We start from the raw sequence: 20,563 nt of genomic DNA on the forward strand, positions 1-20,563 counted from the left end.
CAACAATGCCGATTTATCCACGGTATGACGCTGTAATAAATTAACTATTAAAATAAAATGCAACCTATAACTAATTTATTAATTAATGCCCTGCGTAAAGCAGTTAAGTTTTTGCATAGAGATTTTTTAGAACTCGAAATGCTGCAAAAAAATTCTGTAAGAAACGAAGAATTTTGTAAGCGATCTTATTTAAGATTAAAAACTTTATTATGTGAAGAATTACAAAAACATACACAATATTTATTTTTTCCAGAGGATCAATTCGATTTAAATAATAATTATGAGAGTGTCTTTTTAATTAATCCTATAGATAGCCTAAATAATTTCGCCAGAAGCATACCTTTTTTTGCGATATCCGTAACTTATTTAAAAAGGAATCAAGAAGTTTTAACTCCTACTTCTACAGTAATATATTTTCCTGCTCTTAATGAAATTTATTATGCTGAAAAAGGTAAAGGAGCTTGGATAGAAAAAAATAATTTAAACTCTAATTATCAAGGATTAAGACTTAGAGTTTCCGATAATGTCGATTTAAAAAACTGTTTAGTAATTATTGAAGATGTAAATCATAATGATTTGGAGGAGATAGAGGTAGATAATATTAGATCTTTTGGCTCTCCTTGCTACGGGGCTACGCTTGTAGCATCAGGTAAAGCGGATTTAATATGTTTATCATTATTAAATTTTACATTATATTATGCATTTGAGCTTCTTATTAAGGAAGCAGGCGGAATAATTATAGATTCTACCGATAAATTTATATATTCAAATCGTTATATTACTAAGAAACTTAAAAAATATTAGAGGTTATATGTATCAGTTATTTTAATTGATAATTAAAGAGATTTTATAGCGAAAATTAATAAGATTTTAGAAAGAATAGTAGTTCCTATTTCAAGAAAATCTTATAATTTGTAGCAAAAAAGCATTTAATTAGCTTTAAAGTAACTGATACAGTAACCTCTTGGACAGAAATTATTTTAGATTTGCATTTTTATTGTTAGAATATAATAATATTAATATAATTATTAATTCATAAAGTTATGGCACATTATAAAGAGTTTGAATTTGACTGCGATTTTGGTGGACAAAGAGCCAAGTTTAAGTTTTATATAGGTACGCCTCAAGAAGGGCATCATCCGCTACAATTTCAAGCAAAATGGTTATCTGACGAAAGAGGCGGTACTATTCCTGATGAGGTTATGAAAGCAATATCACAGCTAAATGATCTTGCCAAAAAAAACGGTGTTCCACTTCCGGATTTATGCGTATATGCTCTTGGTTCTGCCCAAGAAGCCCAGGCTACCCCTCAAGAAGAAGATGAAGATGAGAGTGAGAACCAAGAGGATAAAGCAGAGCAGGCATAGTTAAAAATAATAAGGAGATTCATAGAGATTAAAATGAAACAATATAATGATTTATTTAAAATTATTCACCGCGAAGGATATATATTTATTGCTAGCTTTGCATTAGTAAGTTTTTTATTAGCATCATTTAATGAAAAACTTGGCTGTATTGGATTTATTGCTACTGCTTGGTGTATTTATTTTTTCCGTAATCCTGATCGCTTTGTGCCTATAAGTGATGATCTGGTAATAAGTCCTGCGGACGGAATAATTCAAGAAATTAAGGAAGTATTGCCGCCCCCGGAATTAGGTCTTGGTGATGTGGAAATGATTAGAGTTAGTATTTTTCTAAATATTTTTAATGTCCATGTTAATAGAATCCCGGCAAACGGAAAAATTTTAGCACTTCATTATAATACCGGAAAGTTTTTTAATGCTTCACTTGATAAAGCTAGTATTTATAATGAGCGTCAATCAGTATTAATGGAAACTGATCAAGGGCAGAAAATTGTTTTTGTTCAAATAGCCGGACTTATAGCAAGGCGTATAGTTTGTGATTTAGAAGAGGGTAATGAAGTTAAAACGGGCGAGCGATACGGTATAATTCGTTTCGGTAGCAGAGTAGATGTTTATCTACCGTTGAAAACAGCTTTATTAGTGAGTAAAGGGCAGACTGCTATAGGTGGTGAAACTATCATTGCTGATTTTGGACGTAAAAAGACGGCAGAATTTAAGTTTGAGAGAAGATAGTTAAATATCATACCGTGGGCTTGACCAGCGTTGTTGTGTTGATCGATTCCACCATCTTGTCATCCCGCGACTTGATCGCGGGATCCAGTAAAAATACTAGTATTTTTTATTGTTTTTATAGATACCGTGGTCAAGCCATGGTATGACACTTGGGAGTATAAAAATTGTTAAAAATTCGTAAATCTATAATAACTAAGCCTGTACCTCTAATAAAATTAATTCCCAACTTTATTACGTTGCTTGGTTTAGTAACCGGTATGAGTTCTATAAAATTTGCTTTGGATAGCAGATGGGAACTTGCGGTATATTGCATTATAGTAGCGGCTATTATTGACGGTATCGATGGTAGAATAGCAAGGATGCTAAATGCAGCTAGCCCATTTGGTGCAGAGCTTGATTCATTATGCGATTTTGCTAATTTTGGTATAGCTCCTGCTTATTTAATATATTTATGGTCTTTTCAGCAATATGAATATAAGGTATTTTCATCAGCAGTAATGCTATTATTTATAGTGTGTATGGCACTACGTTTAGCTCGCTTTAACGTTGGTATTTATCAACCTAAACAAGATAAAAAAACTGAATATTTTTTTACCGGTGTACCTGCCCCATGCGGTGCTTTACTTGCTTTAATGCCTGTAATGATAGATTTTGAAATCGGTACGTTATTAAATATCAATACCCGTACTCACACTATAACAATTAATATATATTTGGCTATTATAGCTTTTCTACTTGCTAGTAGGCTTCCTACAATCTCAACAAAAAATTTGAGTATTAAACCTGAATATTTATCGCTTGCAATGATTTTAGTTGCTATTGTTATTATAAATCTTATCATATATCCATGGTATTCACTGCCGTTAATTGCAGTTATATATATTCTTTCTATACCAATTTGTTATTTTTTTAAACATAGAGGGTATTGGTAAAGTTAATTATGCCGAGTGTATTACAACAAGCTATCGACAAATATAAACATCATCCATTTACTAAATATGTAATTATTATAGCCTTAATAATATTTATTTATTTGGGATATAGAATTTATGTTTGGGCAAATACACAATCCACGGATAATGCTTACATAGATGCAGATATTTCAAATGTTAGTGCTGAAGTTAGCGGTGTTTTAACAAAGTTATTTGTTACCGATAATACTAAAGTTAATAAAGGCGATCTGATAGGAGAAATTGACGATAGAGATTATAAGGCAAAGCTTGCAGCACTTGAAGCATCTATTGAAGCTTGCATAAAAAATATAGAAATTATAGAGCAGAAAATCTCAATAGGGCAGATTAGCCTAGAGCAAGCGTCTGAAAAATTAAAGCTTACTAAAATAAGCTTTGATATTGTTTCAACAGATTTTACTAGAGTGCAGGAATTAAATAAGGCAAAATTTGCTAGCTCTAAAACGTTAGATGATTCTAAAAACGCATATCAAAAAGCCAAAACGGATTATAAACAAGCACAGTTAGATTTAGATATATCTAAGCAAAATTTACAACTTCTTGAGCTTGAAAAAGCAGCAGAACAGGAAAAACTTAAAGAGCTAACGGAAAACAAAAAAGTAAAGTTAAGGAGCTTACAAAATACTAAACTTATTGCTATGGTACCCGGTATATTCGGTAATAGTAGTTTAGAAGTCGGAAATTATATAGTACCGGGTAGGGCGTTGTTTTCTATAGTTCAAGATAATACTATGTATATTCAGGCTAATTTTAAAGAAACGCAAATTAAGAAATTTAAGTCCGGCATGAAAGTCAAAATTGAATTTGATGCTTTGCCTAAAAAAATAATTTACGGGAGGATTCGTAATATCGCTCCTGCTACCGGTTCTAAATTTAGTTTAATCCCACCCGATAATGCTACAGGTAATTTTACTAAAATCGTACAACGTGTAACTGTTTTAATAGATTTTGAATCCCCAAATGCTAATCTAGTCCCCGGCATGTCAGCAATAGTATCAATCAGAACCGATCAAAAGACATAATTTTTGTCAAAAAATAGATTAATTTAATTTTCCGCACGCAAGAACCTATTTAAAGTATACATTCTAGTATTATTTACTTATTACTTAAAAAGTTATATAATATAAGTAATACTAAAAAGTAATAATTAATATGCAAAGATATTTAGATCCTACAAATGATAGTTTATTTAAAAAAATCTTTCGTGATTTAGAAAGGTTAAAGGAATTTATCAATGCAGTTCTTGAATTACCTGAGGGGTTTAGAATTAAAGAAATAGAATTTATACCTGTAGAGTAAGTACCTATTATTGATAAAGGGAAAAAAAGCATATTTGATTTAAAGGTTAAAGATGAAGCCGGTAGCTGGTATATAATCGAGATGCAAAAAAGAAATGAAAGCGATTATTTAAAAAGAGTACAATATTATTCTGCTCATTCTTACGTACAGCAACTGACTAAAGGAATAAAGCATAAAGATTTATTACCGGTAATAGTTATTTCGCTTATAAAGACTAAAATGTTTGATGATGAAGTACCTTGTATAAGTCTTCATAAAATGCTTGAAACTAAAACAAATAAGCAATATTTATTTGATTTTTCCTATGTATTTATAGAGCTTAAAAAATTTGATAAAGATAAGTTTGATAATACTATAGATGAGTGGTTACATTTATTTAAGTGTGCAGAAAACGAAACTAGTTCGCCTGCAAATATAAAGAGCGAGAAAGTATTAGATGCGTATAATGTAATTGAAATGCACAACCTCACGCCCGAAGAATACGACGCCTACATAAGAGCAAAATTAATGGAAGATGCCGAGGAAATAGCTTTTCTGAAAATTTTGAAAAAGGTAAAGCAGAATTAATACAAATGATGCTAAAACAAGGTAAAACTGTTCAGCAAATAATAGAGTTCACAGGATTATCTAAAGAAGAAATAGAAGAGCTAAAAGCAAAAATAGAAAATTCTAAAGCTAGTTGATTAATTATTTACCGCTTAACTCTGTTAATTCTTTTTTTAGTTTTATTACTAAAGTTTGTAATTTTTCAAATTCTTCGCGAGTGACGTAATTACCTTTAATTATTTTATCCTCAATTATGCCACAGCTTTTATCCGCTATACTATTTAAGGCTTTTTGTGCTACGCTGCTAGCTCCAACGGCTACTTTTAAAATATTATTTGTTTTCATATTACCTCTATAGATAAAGCATGTAAGCCGCTATTAAATTCATCGGCAAGTAAGTTATTAATAGTGCGATGATTGGCAATTAGGCTTTTTCCCTGTAATGTTTCTGCAGCAATTCTTATTTTTATATGGCTGTGAATTCCGTCATAATGACTAGCATGTTTATAGCTTTCATCTATTATTTCTTGAAAATGTGGTTTTAACACACTTAATTTTTCTTGTATCCTTTCTATGCGGCTCATATTTTTATTTCATTTACAGGAAAAATGTCCTAATATTCTTAAGTATATAATTTTATGATAAAAATGGCAATGTCGGAATTAATAACGGATTATAAAGATTTACAAGATGAGATAGATAAATTGGAAAAAGGCGTATGTTTTGCTTGTAGATTAGTTAATTATGATGAAATAGAATTTATAGAGCAGGATAAGCATTTTATAATTGAAGATTTGGATCAAATCATTGAAGATGTAAGCAAAGAACTTAATATTTTTTCAAAGTTTAAGAAAATAAAGAAAGATATAATATTATTTATCCTAAATACTACTGATTCTGACTTAATTAAAAATTTTTCTAGAAAATTATATTTATTTTCACAGCTTTATATTAATGAACAGAAGCCGGCAATTTATATGAATTGTTATATTGCTAGTATTAAATTTCCAAAAGTAAGTAATAATGCTAAAGAAATTGAAAAAACATTAAATATGTTACTTTCACAAAATAATAATTATTATTACCGTGAATATAGCAGTACAGAACATGATTTGGAAAATATAAGAAAATCTAATCTTCAGCTTAACTTATTACGACAAGCCTTAGCAAAAAAGACTATGCGATTTGCTTATCAGCCTATAATAGATCGCAATACCATGAAAGTTCATTATTATGAATGTCTACTTCGTATACCTGACGAGAACGGCGTTTATATTTCCGTAGGTCCTATAATCCCTATTGCTGAAAATAAAGGATTAATTTTTATAATTGATCAAATTGTTTTGGAAATGACTGTTAACGAACTTGCAAGCAACCCAAACTTAATGTTAGCCGTTAATATTTCAAATATAGGAACAGGCGATGAAGCTTTATGGGAAATAGCAGAAAACTTATTAAAAGCTCATAATGTTCGGGACCGTTTAATTATTGAAATTACAGAAACTTCTTTCAATGAGAATTATGATAAAATAACTTTATTTATTAATAAACTACGTAAGTACGGATGTAAATTTGCATTAGATGATTTTGGCTCGGGTTTTACTTCTTTTAAACAACTTCAAAGCTTACCAATTGATATTATCAAAATTGACGGTAAATATGTGCGTAGTATTACAAGTGATGTACAAAGTAGGTATTTCGTAGAAAGATTAATTAAAATTTCAGAAGATTTAGGTATTGAAACAGTAGCTGAATTTGTAGAAAACGGAGAAATAGCTAAATTTTTAATTGATTTAAAAGTCGGCGGGCTACAAGGAAACTTCTATTCCGAAGCAAAGTTTGATAGAACCGATGTCATCCCGTGGCTTGACCACGGGATCCAGAAAAAATAACTTTTATAATATCAATGATTTTAATATTTTAAGCTAGATACCGCGATCAAGTCGCGGTATGACACAGTTAGGGCTTGACAATGTTACTTAAAACCTATATGCAGAACTCAACTTTAAATGATTAAACTTAGATGCTGTTACTTGAATTAAAAAAAACTAATCAAACCTTAGAAACTATACATTTTATAGGTATCGGCGGCGTTGGAATGAGCGGTATTGCTGAGATATTACATAACCTAGGTTATAAAGTACAAGGTTCCGATCTAGTAGAAAATTATAATACTAAAAGGCTTGCAGTCTACGGCATTAAAATATTTTTAGGACATGCCGAGCAGAACATTACCAATGTTTCGTATGTTGTTATTTCATCGGCAATTAATTCAAATAATCCTGAAATAAAAGAGGCATTAGAGCGTAAAATTCCTATTATTAGGCGTGCGGAAATGCTTGCTGAACTTATGAGATTAAAATGTTCGGTAGCGGTTTCAGGATCGCACGGCAAAACTACTACTACCTCATTAGTTGCTTGTTTATTTGAGGCAGCCGGTTTATGTCCTACAGTTATTAACGGCGGGATTATAAATAATAAATCGACTAATGCATATCTTGGTTCAAGTAATTATTTAATTGCGGAGGCTGATGAATCGGATGCGACGTTTATTCATATTCCATCAACTATTGCGATAATAACTAACATTGATCCTGAACATTTAGATTATTATAAAGATTTTGAAACATTAATTGGTGCGTTTAAAAGCTTTATTACTAATTTGCCGTTTTACGGTTTTGCCGTTTGTTGTATCGATCATAAAATAGTTCGTAAGTTAGTAGATGATATTACTGAAAGGAAGATTGTTACTTATGGAATCGATTCAGAAGATGCTCATATTATAGCGTTTAATATTAACACTGATATTGCTTCCTCTACTTTTGACGTAAAAATTAGTCTACCAAATGTACTAGGTACAACGATTATTGAAAAAATTACTATTCCAACGCCCGGAAGACATAATATTTTAAATAGTCTTGCTGCAATTGCCGTTGGGATAGAATTAGATTTCGGTATTAAAGCTATTAAAAACGGTTTCAATAATTTTAAGGGTGTAAAGAGAAGATTTACTAAAGTAGCTGAATATAATAAGGCGGTGGTTATCGATGATTACGCTCATCACCCCGAGGAAATCAAAGCAACACTTGCGACGGCTAAAAATATAGCAAATAAACAAAACGGTAAAGTTATTGCTATTTTTCAGCCTCACAGATATTCAAGAATGCAGCATTTATTTGATGATTTTATGCTTTGCTTTAATGATGCGGATATGATTTATATTACCGATATATATGCTGCAGGAGAAGAGCCTATAGAAGGGATTACAAGCCAAAATTTAGTTGATAAAATTGCTAAGAATAAGCATCACGATAAAGCAAATTTTCTAGCACAGCTAGATGATGCGGTCGGGGTTATTATAGATAATGCAGCTTCCGGTGATATGATAATTATGATGGGAGCAGGTAATATTTCAAGTTTTGCTAATGAATTAGATGGGAGATTATCATCCCGCACTTGATGTCATTCCATGGATACCAAGTCGTCATTGCGAGGAGGCATTGTTGCGTAGACCGATAAAACCCACTGTGTCACCCCGTGGCTTGACCACGGGGTCCATAAAAACAATAAAAAATACTAATAATTTTAGTATTTTAACTGGATCCCGTGGTCAAGCCACGGGGTGACAATAATTCACTTTTACCGGATTCCCGCTTTCGCGGGAATGACATAAAACGAGCCATGCAACAACGCTGACAAAAGGGTGAAGATGACAGTAAAAATGGATGACAGTAAAGATATGTTAATTTTACCAACACTAAAAGTCGAGTATAAAAAAGATTATAATTTAAAACATCTGACATGGTTTAAAGTAGGCGGTAATGCCGAAATTTTCTTTAAACCTTTTGATAGCGAAGATTTAGCAAGTTTCTTAATACAAAATAAGCAAAAATTACCTATAACTACTTTTGGTGCAGGCTCAAACATTATTATAAGAGACGGCGGGATAGAAGGAGTTACAATAAAGCTTGGTCAGAATTTTAGTAATATTGAGTTTATAGATGATCATCTAATAGTAGGTAGTAGCTGCCTTAATTATAATTTAGCAAAATTTTGTCAAGCAAACGCTATTTCCGGTTTTGAGTTTTTAGTAGGTATTCCTGGTACTATCGGTGGTGGTGTTGTTATGAATGCCGGTGCTTACGGCTCTGAATTTAAGGATATCATAGTTAGAATAGAAGCGATTGATTTTGCAGGAAACTTTTTAACATTCACAAATGAAGAAATCGGTTTTAAATATCGCAGTAATAATTTACCAAAGGATTTAATTATTCTCAAAGCCGTTTTTAAAATAAATAAAGGCGATAGTGAAAATATATTATTACGGATGAATGAAATAAATAATGCAAGGTCATCAACGCAGCCTATTAAAGAGCGTACAGGTGGTAGTACTTTTGCAAATCCTGAGGGGCTTAAATCTTGGGAACTTATTGACAAAGCAGGACTTAGAGGCTATAGAATAGGCGGTGCTTCGATGTCAGAACTTCATTGTAATTTTATGATCAATAACGGCGATGCTACCGCTAAGGATTTAGAGGATTTAGGCGATTTTGTCCGGCAGAAAGTATTTGAAGATAGCGGCGTTGAATTAAAGTGGGAAATAAAACGTTTGGGTAGGTATGTTTAAAAATCGTCATTGCGAGCAGTCGTAGTACTTGCGTGGCAATCCAGCAAAAATAATAAAAAAATGCTAATCTATAGCATTTTTTACTGGATTGCTTCGTCAAAATTTACAGCTTTTCCTCGCAATGACGAAAAATAAGTCGCAGGATGACAAATAATAAAAGCAAATAATATGAAATATCAAACACATTGGGTGGAATATTCTGAAGTCAAAATATTAAGTACTACCGGTAAAAAACATATAGCGTTAGTAGCGGGCGGTATGTCTGCTGAGCGTGAAGTATCCTTAGTATCAAGCGAAGGAGTTAGTAAAGCCTTAATTGAATTAGGATATAAAGTTACCTTTATTGATATGGGAGCAGATATTGCGGTTAAATTACAGGAAATAAAACCTGATATTGTTTTTAACTGCCTACACGGTACATATGGTGAAGACGGTTGCTTGCCTGGATTACTTAATATAATGCGGATTCCTTATACTCATAGCGGCGTGTTATCTTCAGCTTTAGCATTCGATAAAATACATTCTAGGAGCTGGTTTTTAACGAATAATATTAATATGGCAGAAAGTATCGTTGTAAGTAAAAACGATAATATTAGCCATCTCTCCAAACTCGCTTATAGAGAGGAATTTGTAGGAGACACTTCACCTCGCACCGCAGCGTACAAAAACGATCGTGCAGATGCGAGTCTAGGCTCGACGCACAAATTACCTCTAGAAGTAGAGTTTCGAGAGATGGCTAATGATCCTATGAAGCGACCATATGTGATTAAGCCTCTTACGCAAGGTTCAAGTATTGGTGTTGAGGTGATATTTGAGGAAGATGATTTTAACTTTGCCGATTATAATTTCCCTTACGGTGATCAGGTGATAATAGAGCAGTATATAAAAGGGCGAGAGTTGCAAGTAGCGGTATTAAACGGCAAAGCTCTTGGGGCTTTAGAAATTAAATTACTAAAGAATCGTTTCTATGATTATGAAACTAAATATACCGAAGGATTTGCTGAGCATCTTTGTCCTGCTCCGCTACCTGCTAATTTATATGAAAAATTACTTATAGAATCAGAAAAAATTTATAAAACAATGAATTGTAAAGGTCCTGCTAGAGCAGAATTTATTTTAGAAGAGCAGACAAACAAATTATATGCTTTGGAGATAAATACTCACCCAGGTATGACGCCTTTATCAATAGTGCCGGAAATTGCAGCTTATGCAGGGATAAATTTTACTAACTTAATTGAAGAAATTATAAAGACGGCAAGCTTTGAATCATGAGAAAAAAAACAAGCTCCAATAAAAAAAAACAAACAAAAAAAACTAATAATATCTCATTACGCCGAAAATTAGGACTAATTTACAAAAAAGCAATATTAGGGCTTAAGATTGCTTTAATTATCTTTGTATGTCTATTTGTTTTTACAAAATATTTTGCCGGCATAAAAACCTACTTAACAACAAATATATATCAAACAACAACAAAACTCGGGTTTAAACTTGAGAATGTTATCATCGAAGGACAGCAAAATGTCGATGAGCCTACAATATTAAAGGTTTTAAATGCGAATAAGGGCAGTCCTATTTTTGCTCTTAAATTAGACGAAATTAGAAATAATTTAAAGAAAAATAAATGGATCAAGGAAGTATATGTCAGTAGAAGATTACCAAATACGGTATATATAAAATTATTTGAAAGAAAACCTATTGCTATTTGGCAAATTAATAATCAGCTTTTCTTAGTCGATGAAGAAGGTTACGAAATTAGTAAAAATATTCAGCCTTTTCCTCATTTATTACATGTTGTAGGGGAAGGGGCAAATATCTACGCAGGTAAATTAGTACTAGAGCTACAGAAATATCCAGCATTAATGAATAAAACTTCGGCTGCCGTAAGACTCGGAGATAGAAGGTGGGATTTAAATCTTAAAGGTAATATAAGTATTAAGTTACCTGAAAAAGAGTTTGAAGAAGCATTAAAATATGTCGATGCACTTAATAAAGCAAACAAGCTATTTAACCAAAATTATAAGGCTTTGGATTTAAGGGATAAGAATAAGTATTATATTAAGAAATATTAGTTTCTATATAGCTAAACTGTGTCATACCGTGGCTTTTATGTCATTCCTGCGAAAGCAGGAATGACATAAAAAGCATTTACCGCTCCACGCAGGCAACGCCAGCTCGCAATGACAATGCCTAAAAGGTGCTGTCTCACTAAGTGTGTAAATTTCTAGGATAGGTTATATTAACAATAATATAATTTATCAGGAATAACATGAGTAACAGTAACCAAGAGAAGATAAAACAAGCAGTAGATTTGCTAATAGATAAAGATACTGATTTAACGAGTTTTTTTGCCAAAGACGGGATATTAAAGCAGTTAACTAAAAATATATTTGAAAGAGCCTTAAAAGCTGAGATGGATGAGCATCTTGTCTATAACAAATATGGCAGGATAGAGACTAACAATAGTAGAAATGGTGTATGCAAAAAAAGCCTAATTACTGAAGGTAGAGTATTGGAACTTGAAGTACCACGTGATAGAAATGCTGAATTTTCTCCTGTACTAGTGCCAAAGCGTCAGACTAGGATTGATGGATTAGATCAGAAGATATTATCCTTATATGCTAAAGGGATGAGCCTCTCTGACATTAAGATTCAGATTCATGAGCTATATGGTGCAGAGAACAGTGAAAGCCTTATTAGTCGGGTTACCGATAATGTTATGGATGAGGTCAGGAGTTGGCAGAATAGGCCTCTGGAAGCCATATATGCTATAGTATATTTTGATGCACTTATAGTTAAAGTACGTCAAGATAAGAGAATTATCAATAAGGCAGTATATGTAGCTTTAGGTGTAGATTTAACCGGAAGGAAAGATATTTTAGGCTTGTGTATTAGCGAGAATGAGGGAGCTAAATTTTGGTTAAATAATTTTACTGAAATGAAAGACAGGGGATTAAAAGATATCTTAATTGCTTGTAGCGATAATCTAACGGGCATGAGTGAGGCGATATCTGCAGTATATCCACAAACTGAGCATCAGCTGTGCATTGTACATCAAATCAGAAATAGTTTGTCATATGTAAGCTATAAAGACCGTAAAGAACTTGCAGCAGATTTGAAGCTAGTATACAGCTCTATCACTGAGGATGAAGCACTTACTGCCTTATCTGATTTTGATATGAAATGGGGCAAACAGTACCCACATATTGCAAAATCATGGCAAAATAATTGGCAGAATTTGATAATTTTTTTACAATACCCAGAAGTGATTAGGCGTATCATTTATACAACCAATGCAATCGAAGGTTTAAATAGTCAATTACGCAAGGTTACTAATAACAAAAGGGGTTTTCCTAACGACGACTCTGTATTTAAGACTTTGTACTTGACAATTGACTATATTACGCGAAAATGGAATATGCCTATCCAAAATTGGGGAGAGGACATGGCTCACTTTTTGATAAAATTTGATGGGCGAATTTAATGCCTATTTTAGAATTTACACACTTATATATCCAGAGCCCGTGAGGATTATCAGCAAAAGATAACGTAGCCAATTTTTTAAATTAAACGAGTATACTTAATTATTTAGAGCCTCTTGATCCTCTATTTGACCTAAACATATATTATGTTGATCACTATCATCATGGTAATCAGAATTTATATGTACCTTAATTTTATTAGCCAGGTATCTTACGCCTAATATACTTAATGTTACTGCGTTGTAATACAGATAAGTATAGTACTTGTAGCAGCACTATTTACCTCTCTATCACCTTCAATTAATTCATTTATAGCACTAAATAATGAAGTACCCGTATCATTTGCCTAAAGTAAATACAGCACATTCATTTGTTCCTCTAGACAATAAACTAATATCTTTATTGCAACTAGATTCAATCATATAATATGTACTATCATTCTTTATTAAGTGATAATTATTATCACCGATTATATGTGCAGTAAATACATTTGCTAGGTTAGATATAGTTATATTAGCAATAAAATCTTTTACTTCTCTTATATGAAATAAGTTTATAATAAAATTACTTAGATAGTGATTTGTTGTTGTTTCAGTTTCCCAATTAATCGTATCAATTTGAGCTTCCGGCATTAAAAACCATGAATTTATATCTTCAAACGCAAATTTTAGCTCTCTAACCAATCCACATAAAATATATTTTTTATCAGCAATATGTACAAAGGTATGATCAGGATTCTCATCTAAAAAATATGTAGAACTATTAGAAAAAGGTTTTAAATGTACAGAATATACCTTATTTCTATCAAGGCTTTGGTCATCACTATTTTCACTAGAATCAGCTGATATTAAATTTGGTAATAAAATAAGTCTACAAAAATAACCGATTAAATTAACTATATTTGATAAAAATTTAATATGATAATTTGGCATAACGTTACCTTATGTTTGATACTTGTGTGATTTTTGCTATTATTCTTTTCACTTAAGAATTAATACTTTCTATCTTTGCAGCCAATATAAAGTCACTTTCAGTAAGACCGTCGATTTTATGAGTCCATATTTCCACACTACATGCTCCCCAAGATATAGTTAAATCGGGATGATGTGCTTCCTGCTCTGCAATTTCAGTTATCTTATTTGCAAATTCCATAGCTTTTACAAAATTAGGAAATTTATATTTTTTATAAAGATGCCCTAATTCATTCACTTGCCACTTACTTTGTAATTGAACTAATAACTTATCAATTTCTTTTTTCTCAAGCGGCGGAATACCGCCCTCACACGGGATACATTTTTTTTCGCTTAATACTGTCATAGTTTTTTATTAGACTTCCTGCATAAGTCATCTTATAAAGGGAATTTGAAGGAGACACTTCACCTCGAACCGCAGCGTACACAAGCGTACGTGAGGATTCGAGTACCGGATTGACGTACAAATTACCTTTAGAAGTGACTTATGCAGGAAGTCTATTCTATATCAAAATTAAAATATTGATCTTTATAAGGCTCATCTTCAAGTGTATAATTCCACCACTCAATCTGACATGCTTTAAAATTATGTTTTTGCATCTTAGAACGTAAATAATTACGTTTTTCTAAATATTGCTTATCAATTAATTTACTGTTATGATGTGAAGCTTCATCAAATAGGTCAAAAGAAGTATACATGTCTACCGTATTATCATCTAAATAGGATATAACACGTTCGTCTTTCAACTTTCTCTTAATGATTTTAGAATTGTTATTAACTTTTTGTTGAAGTTTTATTATTGATAAATCTACAGTACTACCCCTACTATGACTGGATCTTTCAGCTATATAACCTAGTGTAAAACATTTAGACTTATCTATATATGGGTAAAAGCTTTCCTTATTTTTTTGATCAATATTATCTTTGCTCCATCTTAAAAAATATTGTACAGCTTTTTGCGGTCTATATGCATCATATATAATAAGTGAATAACCATCTTTTTTTATCTCAGCTTGTATTGCTTTAAGAGCCTTAGCAGCTTCTATGGTTAAAATTGCTTCTGGTGCTTTATAACCATCTACCTTTTTACCAACAAAATTTTCATCTGAATAATAACGCATATTTTGAATAATTGTAGGGTCGATATCTTTCAGATACACGAACCCTTTAGGTAAGGATTTAGCATATATTGGAAGAAAGCTCATAAATATAAAAATTAAACTTGTTAAAATCAATTTCATAAAATGTTAGGCTTTGCAAAGGTTTTTAATTGATTTGTTATTTTGAGATATTTTTTAGTGCAAATCAAATCTTTTTAGAGATCTTCACAGAACCTAATATAAAATAGACTTCTTGTATAACCTCTTTCTAAAGGTAATCCAGTACTTGAATCATCACATAGATTTGATACGTTCCGGTTCTGTGTTCCGTGCATCTTTTAAATTCCTCTTTATAAGATAGGTTATGCAAGAAATCTAATATTTGGTATTGTTAACTAAAGAGAGATAATAGTAAAAAACTCAATGTCATCCCGTGATTTATTACATAGTACCGGACAATTTCTATTCTATGTCATTCCCGCGAGGCATTGTTGCGTGGACCGGTAAAACTGACTGTGTCACCCCGTGGCTTGACCACAGGGTCTATAAAAACAATAAAAAATACTAATAATTTTAGTATTTTTAACTGGATCCCGTGGTCAAGCCACGGGGGGATGACAGCGGTAAAATCGATCCACGCGGACAATGCCTTGCAGGGATGATATCGAGGTCTTTTCAAAAACTATCCTGTACTATAGATTTATTCACGGGATCCAAAAAAAATACCTAAACATCTAGTATTTTTAGTTGTTTTACTGGATCTAGTTCCCAAGCCACGGTATGACATCTCTCTTTAGTGAGCAATACCTAATTATTTATATATTTATCTTATACAAAATTTTATTAAAAACTATGGAATTATTAACAAAATAATTTTTAGCGAAAATTAATAAGATTTTTGTAGGAATAGTTAATCCTATTTCAAAAAAATCTTATAATTTGTAGCAAAAAATAACCAAAATCTTTTTAGAAATGTTCACAGAGCCTAGATTGCCACGCTCCTTTTAGTCGCAGCCTTGTTGCATGGCTCGCTTATGTCATTCCCGCGTAGGTGGGAATCCAGAAAAAAAGTATAAATACAGCAAGTTTTTGAAATTAAAAGCTCGATTTATCTCGCTTTATGCTGGATTCCCGCCTACGCGGGAATGACACCGAGGGCATTTTTTGAGCCGTGCAACAACGCCTTTAGTCGCTCGCAATGACGATATAAACTTTTTCTAGGCAATGCCGTAACTTGCTATTGGCTTTAAATTATTAATAACGTTATATAGTAAAAGGGATAATAAATGGTAGCGAGGGAGGGATTTGAACCCCCGACACACGGATTATGATTCCGTCGCTCTAACCAGCTGAGCTACCCCGCCAGGGGAGAAGTGTTTATATAATTTATTAAGATCGTAGGCGTTGTCGTATAGGCTTGTTTATGTCATTCCCGCCTACGTGGGAAGGCATTGTTGCGTGGACTTGCTTATCCGTCATTGCGAGGAAATTGCATAGCAATTGACAAAGCAAGGAAGAAAAAAAATTCTGTAAATCAGAATTTTTTTATTATTTTTCTAGATTGCCGCGTCGCTTCGCTCCTCGCAATGACGATTTGGCATCCACGCAACAATGACAATAGCCAATATCTTAACGTTTAGAGAATTGTGTTTTCTTACGTGCTTTACGTTGTCCGTATTTCTTACGCTCTACTACCCTAGAATCACGTGTTAAAAGACCGCCTTTACGCAAAATAGCATGAAAATCCGGAGCAGATTTATCTAAAGCTTTAGAAATTCCATGTAAAATAGCACCTTTTTGTCCTGAAATTCCTCCACCTCTAACAGTACAAATTACATCATACTGATCAATAGTTTTTGTTAAGACAAACGGCTGTAAGATAGTTTTCACATAAGTTTCAGAAGGAAAATACTGGTCTATTGTTTTTTTATTAACAACTATTTTTCCTTTTCCTAATTTAAGCCATACTCGTGCTATAGTATTTTTTCTTTTACCTGTAGCATAAAACTTGCCTGAATTATCTATTTTTTCTTTAGGAGTTTTTAATACCGGTTTTAAAGGCTCTTTAGTTAACTGCTTTTCTACTTTTTCTGTTTTAATTTTTAACTCGGTCATATTCTATTACTTTTTATTTTTTGGATTTTGGCTTGCAAAATCATAAACAGTAGGTTGCTGTGCCATATGAGGATGATCACCATTTGCATAAACATACAAATTACTCATTTGCTTAGCACCTAAAGCATTTCTTGTAATCATTCTTTTTACGGCCATTTTAATAACTCTCTCAGGGTGTTTACCGCTTAAGATTTTACCTGCCGTAGTATCTTTTATCCCACCTGGAAACCCTGTATGTCTGTAATATATTTTTCCGTCTTTGGGATTCGCTTTTTTACCTGTTAATTTTACATGCTCTGCATTTATTATGATTATATTATCACCACAATCTAAATGAGGCGTAAAACTAGGTTTATGCTTACCACGTAGCATATTAGCAACTCTGCTAGCGAGTCGTCCTAGTACAATATTTTTTGCGTCTATGACCCACCATTTCTTTTCAATTTCCGATGGCTTTGCCGAGTAAGTTTTCACAATAGTATCTATTTTAATTAGAATTTAAAATTAAAGAATCAAGAAACATATTTAATAGCATTAATACCCGCTATCTGTCAAGCTAAATATAATTTATTTACTTCCGAATATTATTTTTCTATCGGTAGAAAAATATAAATTATTATTTGCCATTAGCCCATAATAACGAATATTTTTTATAATTTTGACAATATGAGGTATCATGTTTAATCCATTATTATCAACATCAAAACTATATAAAACACCGTTAACGGAAATAACATTTAAACTTCGCTTATTGTTATTATCAACTCCAACAAAAGGTACTAAAAAAGTAGCAGATTTTAGTTTCTTAGGATCTTTTCCATCATTTAAATCAGCTACAAACTTTACTTTCCCTGTTTCAGGATTAAATGCTGCTATTTGTCTAGCATTATTTGTTACAAATAAGCTATTACCGATTAAAGACATTGATTGAATATCCTCGGCATTTACCTGCCAAATCACACTACCGGTTGCTATATTAAGCTTAATAAGCTTACCAAGACCGGTCGCTATATACAGATTCATATTATCATGAACGGGGGTACATAAAATACTTGATTCGTCAAAATTCGGTATAGCTGTACGATCATTAAGATTTGCAAACTCAAAATTCCATCTTACTTCACCGTTTTTTATATTTAAGGCAAGTACTTGACCGGAATTATAAGTTACTATTACATTATCATGCTGTACTATCGGCGTCATAAAATAACTAGCAGATAAAACTTCCGCTAGGCTTTCATGTTCCCATACGGTTTTTAAAGTTTCTGCATTTAAAGCAATAGTTTGATTACTGATAGTTTGCACTAAGACAGTATTATCATCTAGCACAATAGGCTTAATTCTAATAATATCCGGAAGTTCTTTTCTAATTATTTCATAACCTGATTTTGCATCTAGTACTACTAACAGCCTTGAACCGTATGTTACGTATAATTTTCCGTTATGGTGTAAAATTCCGCCGCCTATATAATTATCTTTTTTATGTCTACTTAAATTATAAGACCAAATAATCTTATTTTTCTCTATAGAAAATGCAGAAATATTCGATCTAATATCTAATGCATAAATCATATCGCCTATAAAAATCGGCTCAGTAATAGTTTTGCTTCTAGCAAAACTATACTGTTTATTCTTAAGCATATTTGCATTAAATGTATATATATTTGCATTAGAATCTAAATATATAGGCTCATTAGTCTGAATTGCTAATTTAGGAGTCAACTCAACAATATTTTTTACCCTTTTTGGTCCAAGCCCGTTACATGAAATTAAAATAAAAGGTAATAACAGAAGTGCTATTTTTTTTGTCATATTTTTCCTTAAGTACAAATTATTATTTATTTAAATTTACAAGCAATGCTTTAGCCTGATCTTTTATTAGATCAGATACATTATTTGAAATTAATAAATTTTTTAGATTTTTTTCTGCTTGCGGTTTCATATTATTCTTAATATCCCACATAGCTTTTATGATAGTTGCCGTAGCCCAAAAAGGTTTTTTCTCGTCATCAAAATAGTTTAAATATTTTGTCAATTTTTTTTTATCTTGAATATCTAGATTTTGAGCATCAATAACAAGACCACACCATGAAATACGTGCATAAGAAGTAGAAATTTCGGAATATTCTTTATTTTCAATAATTTTATTAAGCAGGTCTTTCGCTTCTGAATATTTTTTTTCCGAAATCTTTATGGCTACTTGTTCTAATGCAGCTATTTCTTTTATTTTGGTATTACTAGTAGTAACTAAATTCTCTAAAGTATTAAAAGCTAATTCTTCATTATCTTTTGTTGCTTCCAAACCAACAGTCTTAACAAGAATATCTCCGTTTTTTTGGTTATTTTTAACTCTTTTATCTTTATTATTATTAATAACAACCATTATAGTAATAGCTATTATAGAAATGATGATTATTATAGGTAAAAGCTTTTTGAAAAAAATTAACCTTTTCTCTTCATTTTGATCACTCAGTACTTCATCCAAAATATCAGTCATATTTTATTATTTTTATTTATTTTTACAGCCAAATTTAATCTTAGCATCTTCTGCCATTTTCTTGGATGCGGCAGTTCTATTAGTTGGAAATTCCTTATCAAGCTTAGCAAGCATATTACAGGCTTCTGTCGTCTTTTTTAGCTCGCCTAAGGAAAGTGCTAACTTCAATAACCCATCGGAAGATTTTGCCCCTTTCGGCGACTCTTTATAGCCTTTTAAATAGTTAACCGCTGCTCCGTTATAGTCTTTTTGTTTAAAAAAGCATTCCCCATACCAGAAATAAGCATTACTAATTAGCGAACTGTTAGGATATTTTTGGATAAAATTTTTAAACTTATCTTTTGCTTCAGTAAGTTTATTATCTTTATAAGCAGCAAGAGCCAAATCGTAAGCTTGCTTATCAGGAGCTATATCCTTATTAACCGCAATAGGTTTTTTAGGAGCATTATCCGGCATATCTTTAAGCAAAGCTATATCAAAAACATCTTGTTTTTTTGAATCACCGGCTTCTAAAACTTCAGTATTTTCTTCTTGATTTGGAATATTTGAGTTCTGCGTTAGCATATCAATTTTATGCTGTAAAACCTCAACTTTACCGATTAACCTTCTGATTTCTTGTTCCTGTTCATCTAGTCTATTTTCAAAATCATTATTTGCTGCATATTTTAAAGGCTTTCCTTTAATAGTTTCGCTTTCTCCAAAAGAAAACATAGAAAATAAAAAAGTAAATAATAAGATAATAAGCTTCATATATTTTTTAAAAATTTATAATTTTTTTATAATACCGAAAAATTTTTAATATTCCACACAATTTTTTATATTTCGGAATTACCTAAAAAGGTGCTTTTGTTTTATACA

General features: G+C 31.8%; 24 protein-coding genes, 1 tRNA gene and 2 pseudogenes. 16 read left to right on the forward strand and 11 right to left on the reverse strand.

The window, feature by feature from the left end; translation table 11 throughout:
- Positions 1-57: 57 nt before the first annotated feature.
- The 7 genes and pseudogenes from AC5587_RS05965 to AC5587_RS05995 all read left to right on the forward strand — a co-directional run bounded on the left by AC5587_RS05965 (position 58) and on the right by AC5587_RS05995 (position 4,933).
- On the forward strand, positions 58-804 hold the full coding sequence (locus tag AC5587_RS05965) for an inositol monophosphatase family protein (RefSeq protein WP_499162143.1): 747 nt from the start codon (positions 58-60) through the stop codon (positions 802-804).
- Between the two features lie 239 nt (positions 805-1,043).
- Positions 1,044-1,367 carry a DUF2610 domain-containing protein gene (locus tag AC5587_RS05970; protein WP_410527155.1) on the forward strand — a complete coding sequence of 108 codons (324 nt, stop codon included), beginning with the start codon at positions 1,044-1,046 and terminating at the stop codon, positions 1,365-1,367.
- Between the two features lie 33 nt (positions 1,368-1,400).
- The gene (locus AC5587_RS05975; RefSeq protein ID WP_499162144.1) at positions 1,401-2,096 is read left to right on the forward strand and encodes a phosphatidylserine decarboxylase; all 696 of its coding nucleotides are present in this window, start codon (positions 1,401-1,403) and stop codon (positions 2,094-2,096) included.
- 164 nt (positions 2,097-2,260) lie between these two features.
- The gene (locus tag AC5587_RS05980; protein ID WP_499162145.1) at positions 2,261-3,028 is read left to right on the forward strand and encodes a CDP-alcohol phosphatidyltransferase family protein; all 768 of its coding nucleotides are present in this window, start codon (positions 2,261-2,263) and stop codon (positions 3,026-3,028) included.
- 8 nt (positions 3,029-3,036) lie between these two features.
- Entirely contained in the window at positions 3,037-4,089 is a 1,053-nt protein-coding gene (locus AC5587_RS05985) for an HlyD family secretion protein (protein ID WP_499162146.1), read from the forward strand.
- Positions 4,090-4,219: 130 nt separating this feature from the next.
- Positions 4,220-4,409 (forward strand): annotated as a pseudogene (locus tag AC5587_RS05990) (hypothetical protein).
- Complete coding sequence (locus AC5587_RS05995) at positions 4,397-4,933, forward strand: PD-(D/E)XK nuclease family transposase (RefSeq protein ID WP_499163008.1); 537 nt, start codon at positions 4,397-4,399, stop codon at positions 4,931-4,933. The pseudogene AC5587_RS05990 and the gene AC5587_RS05995 overlap by 13 nt, the downstream one beginning before the upstream one ends.
- Positions 4,934-5,053: 120 nt before the next feature.
- Here the strand turns inward: AC5587_RS05995 and AC5587_RS06000 are convergent, their stop codons facing one another.
- Together AC5587_RS06000 and AC5587_RS06005 are read right to left on the reverse strand one after the other, a co-directional pair.
- A complete protein-coding gene (locus AC5587_RS06000; protein WP_410527152.1) occupies positions 5,054-5,257 on the reverse strand; it encodes a hypothetical protein in 204 nt (67 codons plus the stop codon).
- Positions 5,254-5,496, reverse strand: coding sequence for a BolA family protein (locus AC5587_RS06005; protein ID WP_202069778.1), 243 nt, complete (start codon positions 5,494-5,496; stop codon positions 5,254-5,256). Before AC5587_RS06005 ends, AC5587_RS06000 begins: the two co-directional genes overlap by 4 nt.
- A 54-nt stretch (positions 5,497-5,550) precedes the next feature.
- Between AC5587_RS06005 and AC5587_RS06010 the strand changes: the two genes are divergently transcribed.
- From AC5587_RS06010 to AC5587_RS06040, 7 genes are all read left to right on the forward strand, one after another.
- On the forward strand, positions 5,551-6,804 hold the full coding sequence (locus AC5587_RS06010; RefSeq protein ID WP_499162147.1) for an EAL domain-containing protein: 1,254 nt from the start codon (positions 5,551-5,553) through the stop codon (positions 6,802-6,804).
- 131 nt (positions 6,805-6,935) lie between these two features.
- Entirely contained in the window at positions 6,936-8,372 is a 1,437-nt protein-coding gene (murC, locus tag AC5587_RS06015) for a UDP-N-acetylmuramate--L-alanine ligase (protein WP_410527150.1), read from the forward strand.
- Complete coding sequence (locus AC5587_RS06020) at positions 8,347-8,538, forward strand: hypothetical protein (RefSeq protein WP_499162148.1); 192 nt, start codon at positions 8,347-8,349, stop codon at positions 8,536-8,538. The genes murC and AC5587_RS06020 overlap by 26 nt, the downstream gene beginning before the upstream one ends.
- A gap of 113 nt (positions 8,539-8,651) precedes the next feature.
- Positions 8,652-9,539 carry a UDP-N-acetylmuramate dehydrogenase gene (murB, locus tag AC5587_RS06025; protein ID WP_499163009.1) on the forward strand — a complete coding sequence of 296 codons (888 nt, stop codon included), beginning with the start codon at positions 8,652-8,654 and terminating at the stop codon, positions 9,537-9,539.
- 168 nt (positions 9,540-9,707) lie between these two features.
- Positions 9,708-10,811, forward strand: coding sequence for a palindromic element RPE1 domain-containing protein (locus tag AC5587_RS06030; protein WP_499162149.1), 1,104 nt, complete (start codon positions 9,708-9,710; stop codon positions 10,809-10,811).
- Positions 10,808-11,611: a cell division protein FtsQ/DivIB gene (locus AC5587_RS06035; protein WP_499162150.1), complete on the forward strand. Its 804-nt coding sequence runs from the start codon at positions 10,808-10,810 to the stop codon at positions 11,609-11,611. Before AC5587_RS06030 ends, AC5587_RS06035 begins: the two co-directional genes overlap by 4 nt.
- 197 nt (positions 11,612-11,808) lie before the next feature.
- Positions 11,809-13,023, forward strand: coding sequence for an IS256 family transposase (locus tag AC5587_RS06040; protein ID WP_499162151.1), 1,215 nt, complete (start codon positions 11,809-11,811; stop codon positions 13,021-13,023).
- A gap of 639 nt (positions 13,024-13,662) precedes the next feature.
- On the opposite strand, the pseudogene AC5587_RS06045 reads toward AC5587_RS06040, so the two are convergent.
- From AC5587_RS06045 to AC5587_RS06055, 3 genes and pseudogenes are all read right to left on the reverse strand, one after another.
- Positions 13,663-13,953, reverse strand: a pseudogene (locus AC5587_RS06045) (hypothetical protein); the annotation flags it as partial.
- Between the two features lie 52 nt (positions 13,954-14,005).
- Positions 14,006-14,338, reverse strand: a complete 333-nt coding sequence (locus tag AC5587_RS06050) for a 4a-hydroxytetrahydrobiopterin dehydratase (protein ID WP_011271315.1) — start codon at positions 14,336-14,338, stop codon at positions 14,006-14,008.
- Positions 14,339-14,490: 152 nt separating this feature from the next.
- Positions 14,491-15,234 (reverse strand): M15 family metallopeptidase, encoded by a 744-nt coding sequence (locus AC5587_RS06055; protein WP_499162152.1) that lies wholly within the window; start codon positions 15,232-15,234, stop codon positions 14,491-14,493.
- Between the two features lie 347 nt (positions 15,235-15,581).
- Between AC5587_RS06055 and AC5587_RS06060 the strand changes: the two genes are divergently transcribed.
- Together AC5587_RS06060 and AC5587_RS06065 are read left to right on the forward strand one after the other, a co-directional pair.
- Positions 15,582-15,755: a proline/betaine transporter gene (locus AC5587_RS06060; protein WP_499162153.1), complete on the forward strand. Its 174-nt coding sequence runs from the start codon at positions 15,582-15,584 to the stop codon at positions 15,753-15,755.
- A 361-nt stretch (positions 15,756-16,116) separates the two neighbouring features.
- On the forward strand, positions 16,117-16,242 hold the full coding sequence (locus tag AC5587_RS06065) for a hypothetical protein (RefSeq protein ID WP_410527028.1): 126 nt from the start codon (positions 16,117-16,119) through the stop codon (positions 16,240-16,242).
- Positions 16,243-16,380: 138 nt separating this feature from the next.
- Here AC5587_RS06065 and AC5587_RS06070 read toward each other — a convergent pair.
- The 6 genes from AC5587_RS06070 to ybgF all read right to left on the reverse strand — a co-directional run bounded on the left by AC5587_RS06070 (position 16,381) and on the right by ybgF (position 20,455).
- A tRNA-Met gene (locus tag AC5587_RS06070) sits at positions 16,381-16,457 on the reverse strand.
- Between the two features lie 265 nt (positions 16,458-16,722).
- Complete coding sequence (gene rpsI / locus AC5587_RS06075) at positions 16,723-17,208, reverse strand: 30S ribosomal protein S9 (protein WP_499162154.1); 486 nt, start codon at positions 17,206-17,208, stop codon at positions 16,723-16,725.
- 6 nt (positions 17,209-17,214) lie between these two features.
- The gene (gene rplM / locus AC5587_RS06080) at positions 17,215-17,682 is read right to left on the reverse strand and encodes a 50S ribosomal protein L13 (RefSeq protein ID WP_014413045.1); all 468 of its coding nucleotides are present in this window, start codon (positions 17,680-17,682) and stop codon (positions 17,215-17,217) included.
- A gap of 93 nt (positions 17,683-17,775) precedes the next feature.
- Positions 17,776-19,020, reverse strand: a complete 1,245-nt coding sequence (locus tag AC5587_RS06085) for an outer membrane protein assembly factor BamB (RefSeq protein WP_499162155.1) — start codon at positions 19,018-19,020, stop codon at positions 17,776-17,778.
- Between the two features lie 22 nt (positions 19,021-19,042).
- Positions 19,043-19,705 (reverse strand): DUF2659 family protein, encoded by a 663-nt coding sequence (locus AC5587_RS06090; protein WP_499162156.1) that lies wholly within the window; start codon positions 19,703-19,705, stop codon positions 19,043-19,045.
- 12 nt (positions 19,706-19,717) lie between these two features.
- A complete protein-coding gene (gene ybgF, locus AC5587_RS06095; protein ID WP_011271309.1) occupies positions 19,718-20,455 on the reverse strand; it encodes a tol-pal system protein YbgF in 738 nt (245 codons plus the stop codon).
- Positions 20,456-20,563: the final 108 nt, after the last annotated feature.

Source organism: Rickettsia endosymbiont of Hedychridium roseum (assembly GCF_964028255.1).
Classification (GTDB): Bacteria; Pseudomonadota; Alphaproteobacteria; order Rickettsiales; family Rickettsiaceae; genus Rickettsia; species Rickettsia asembonensis.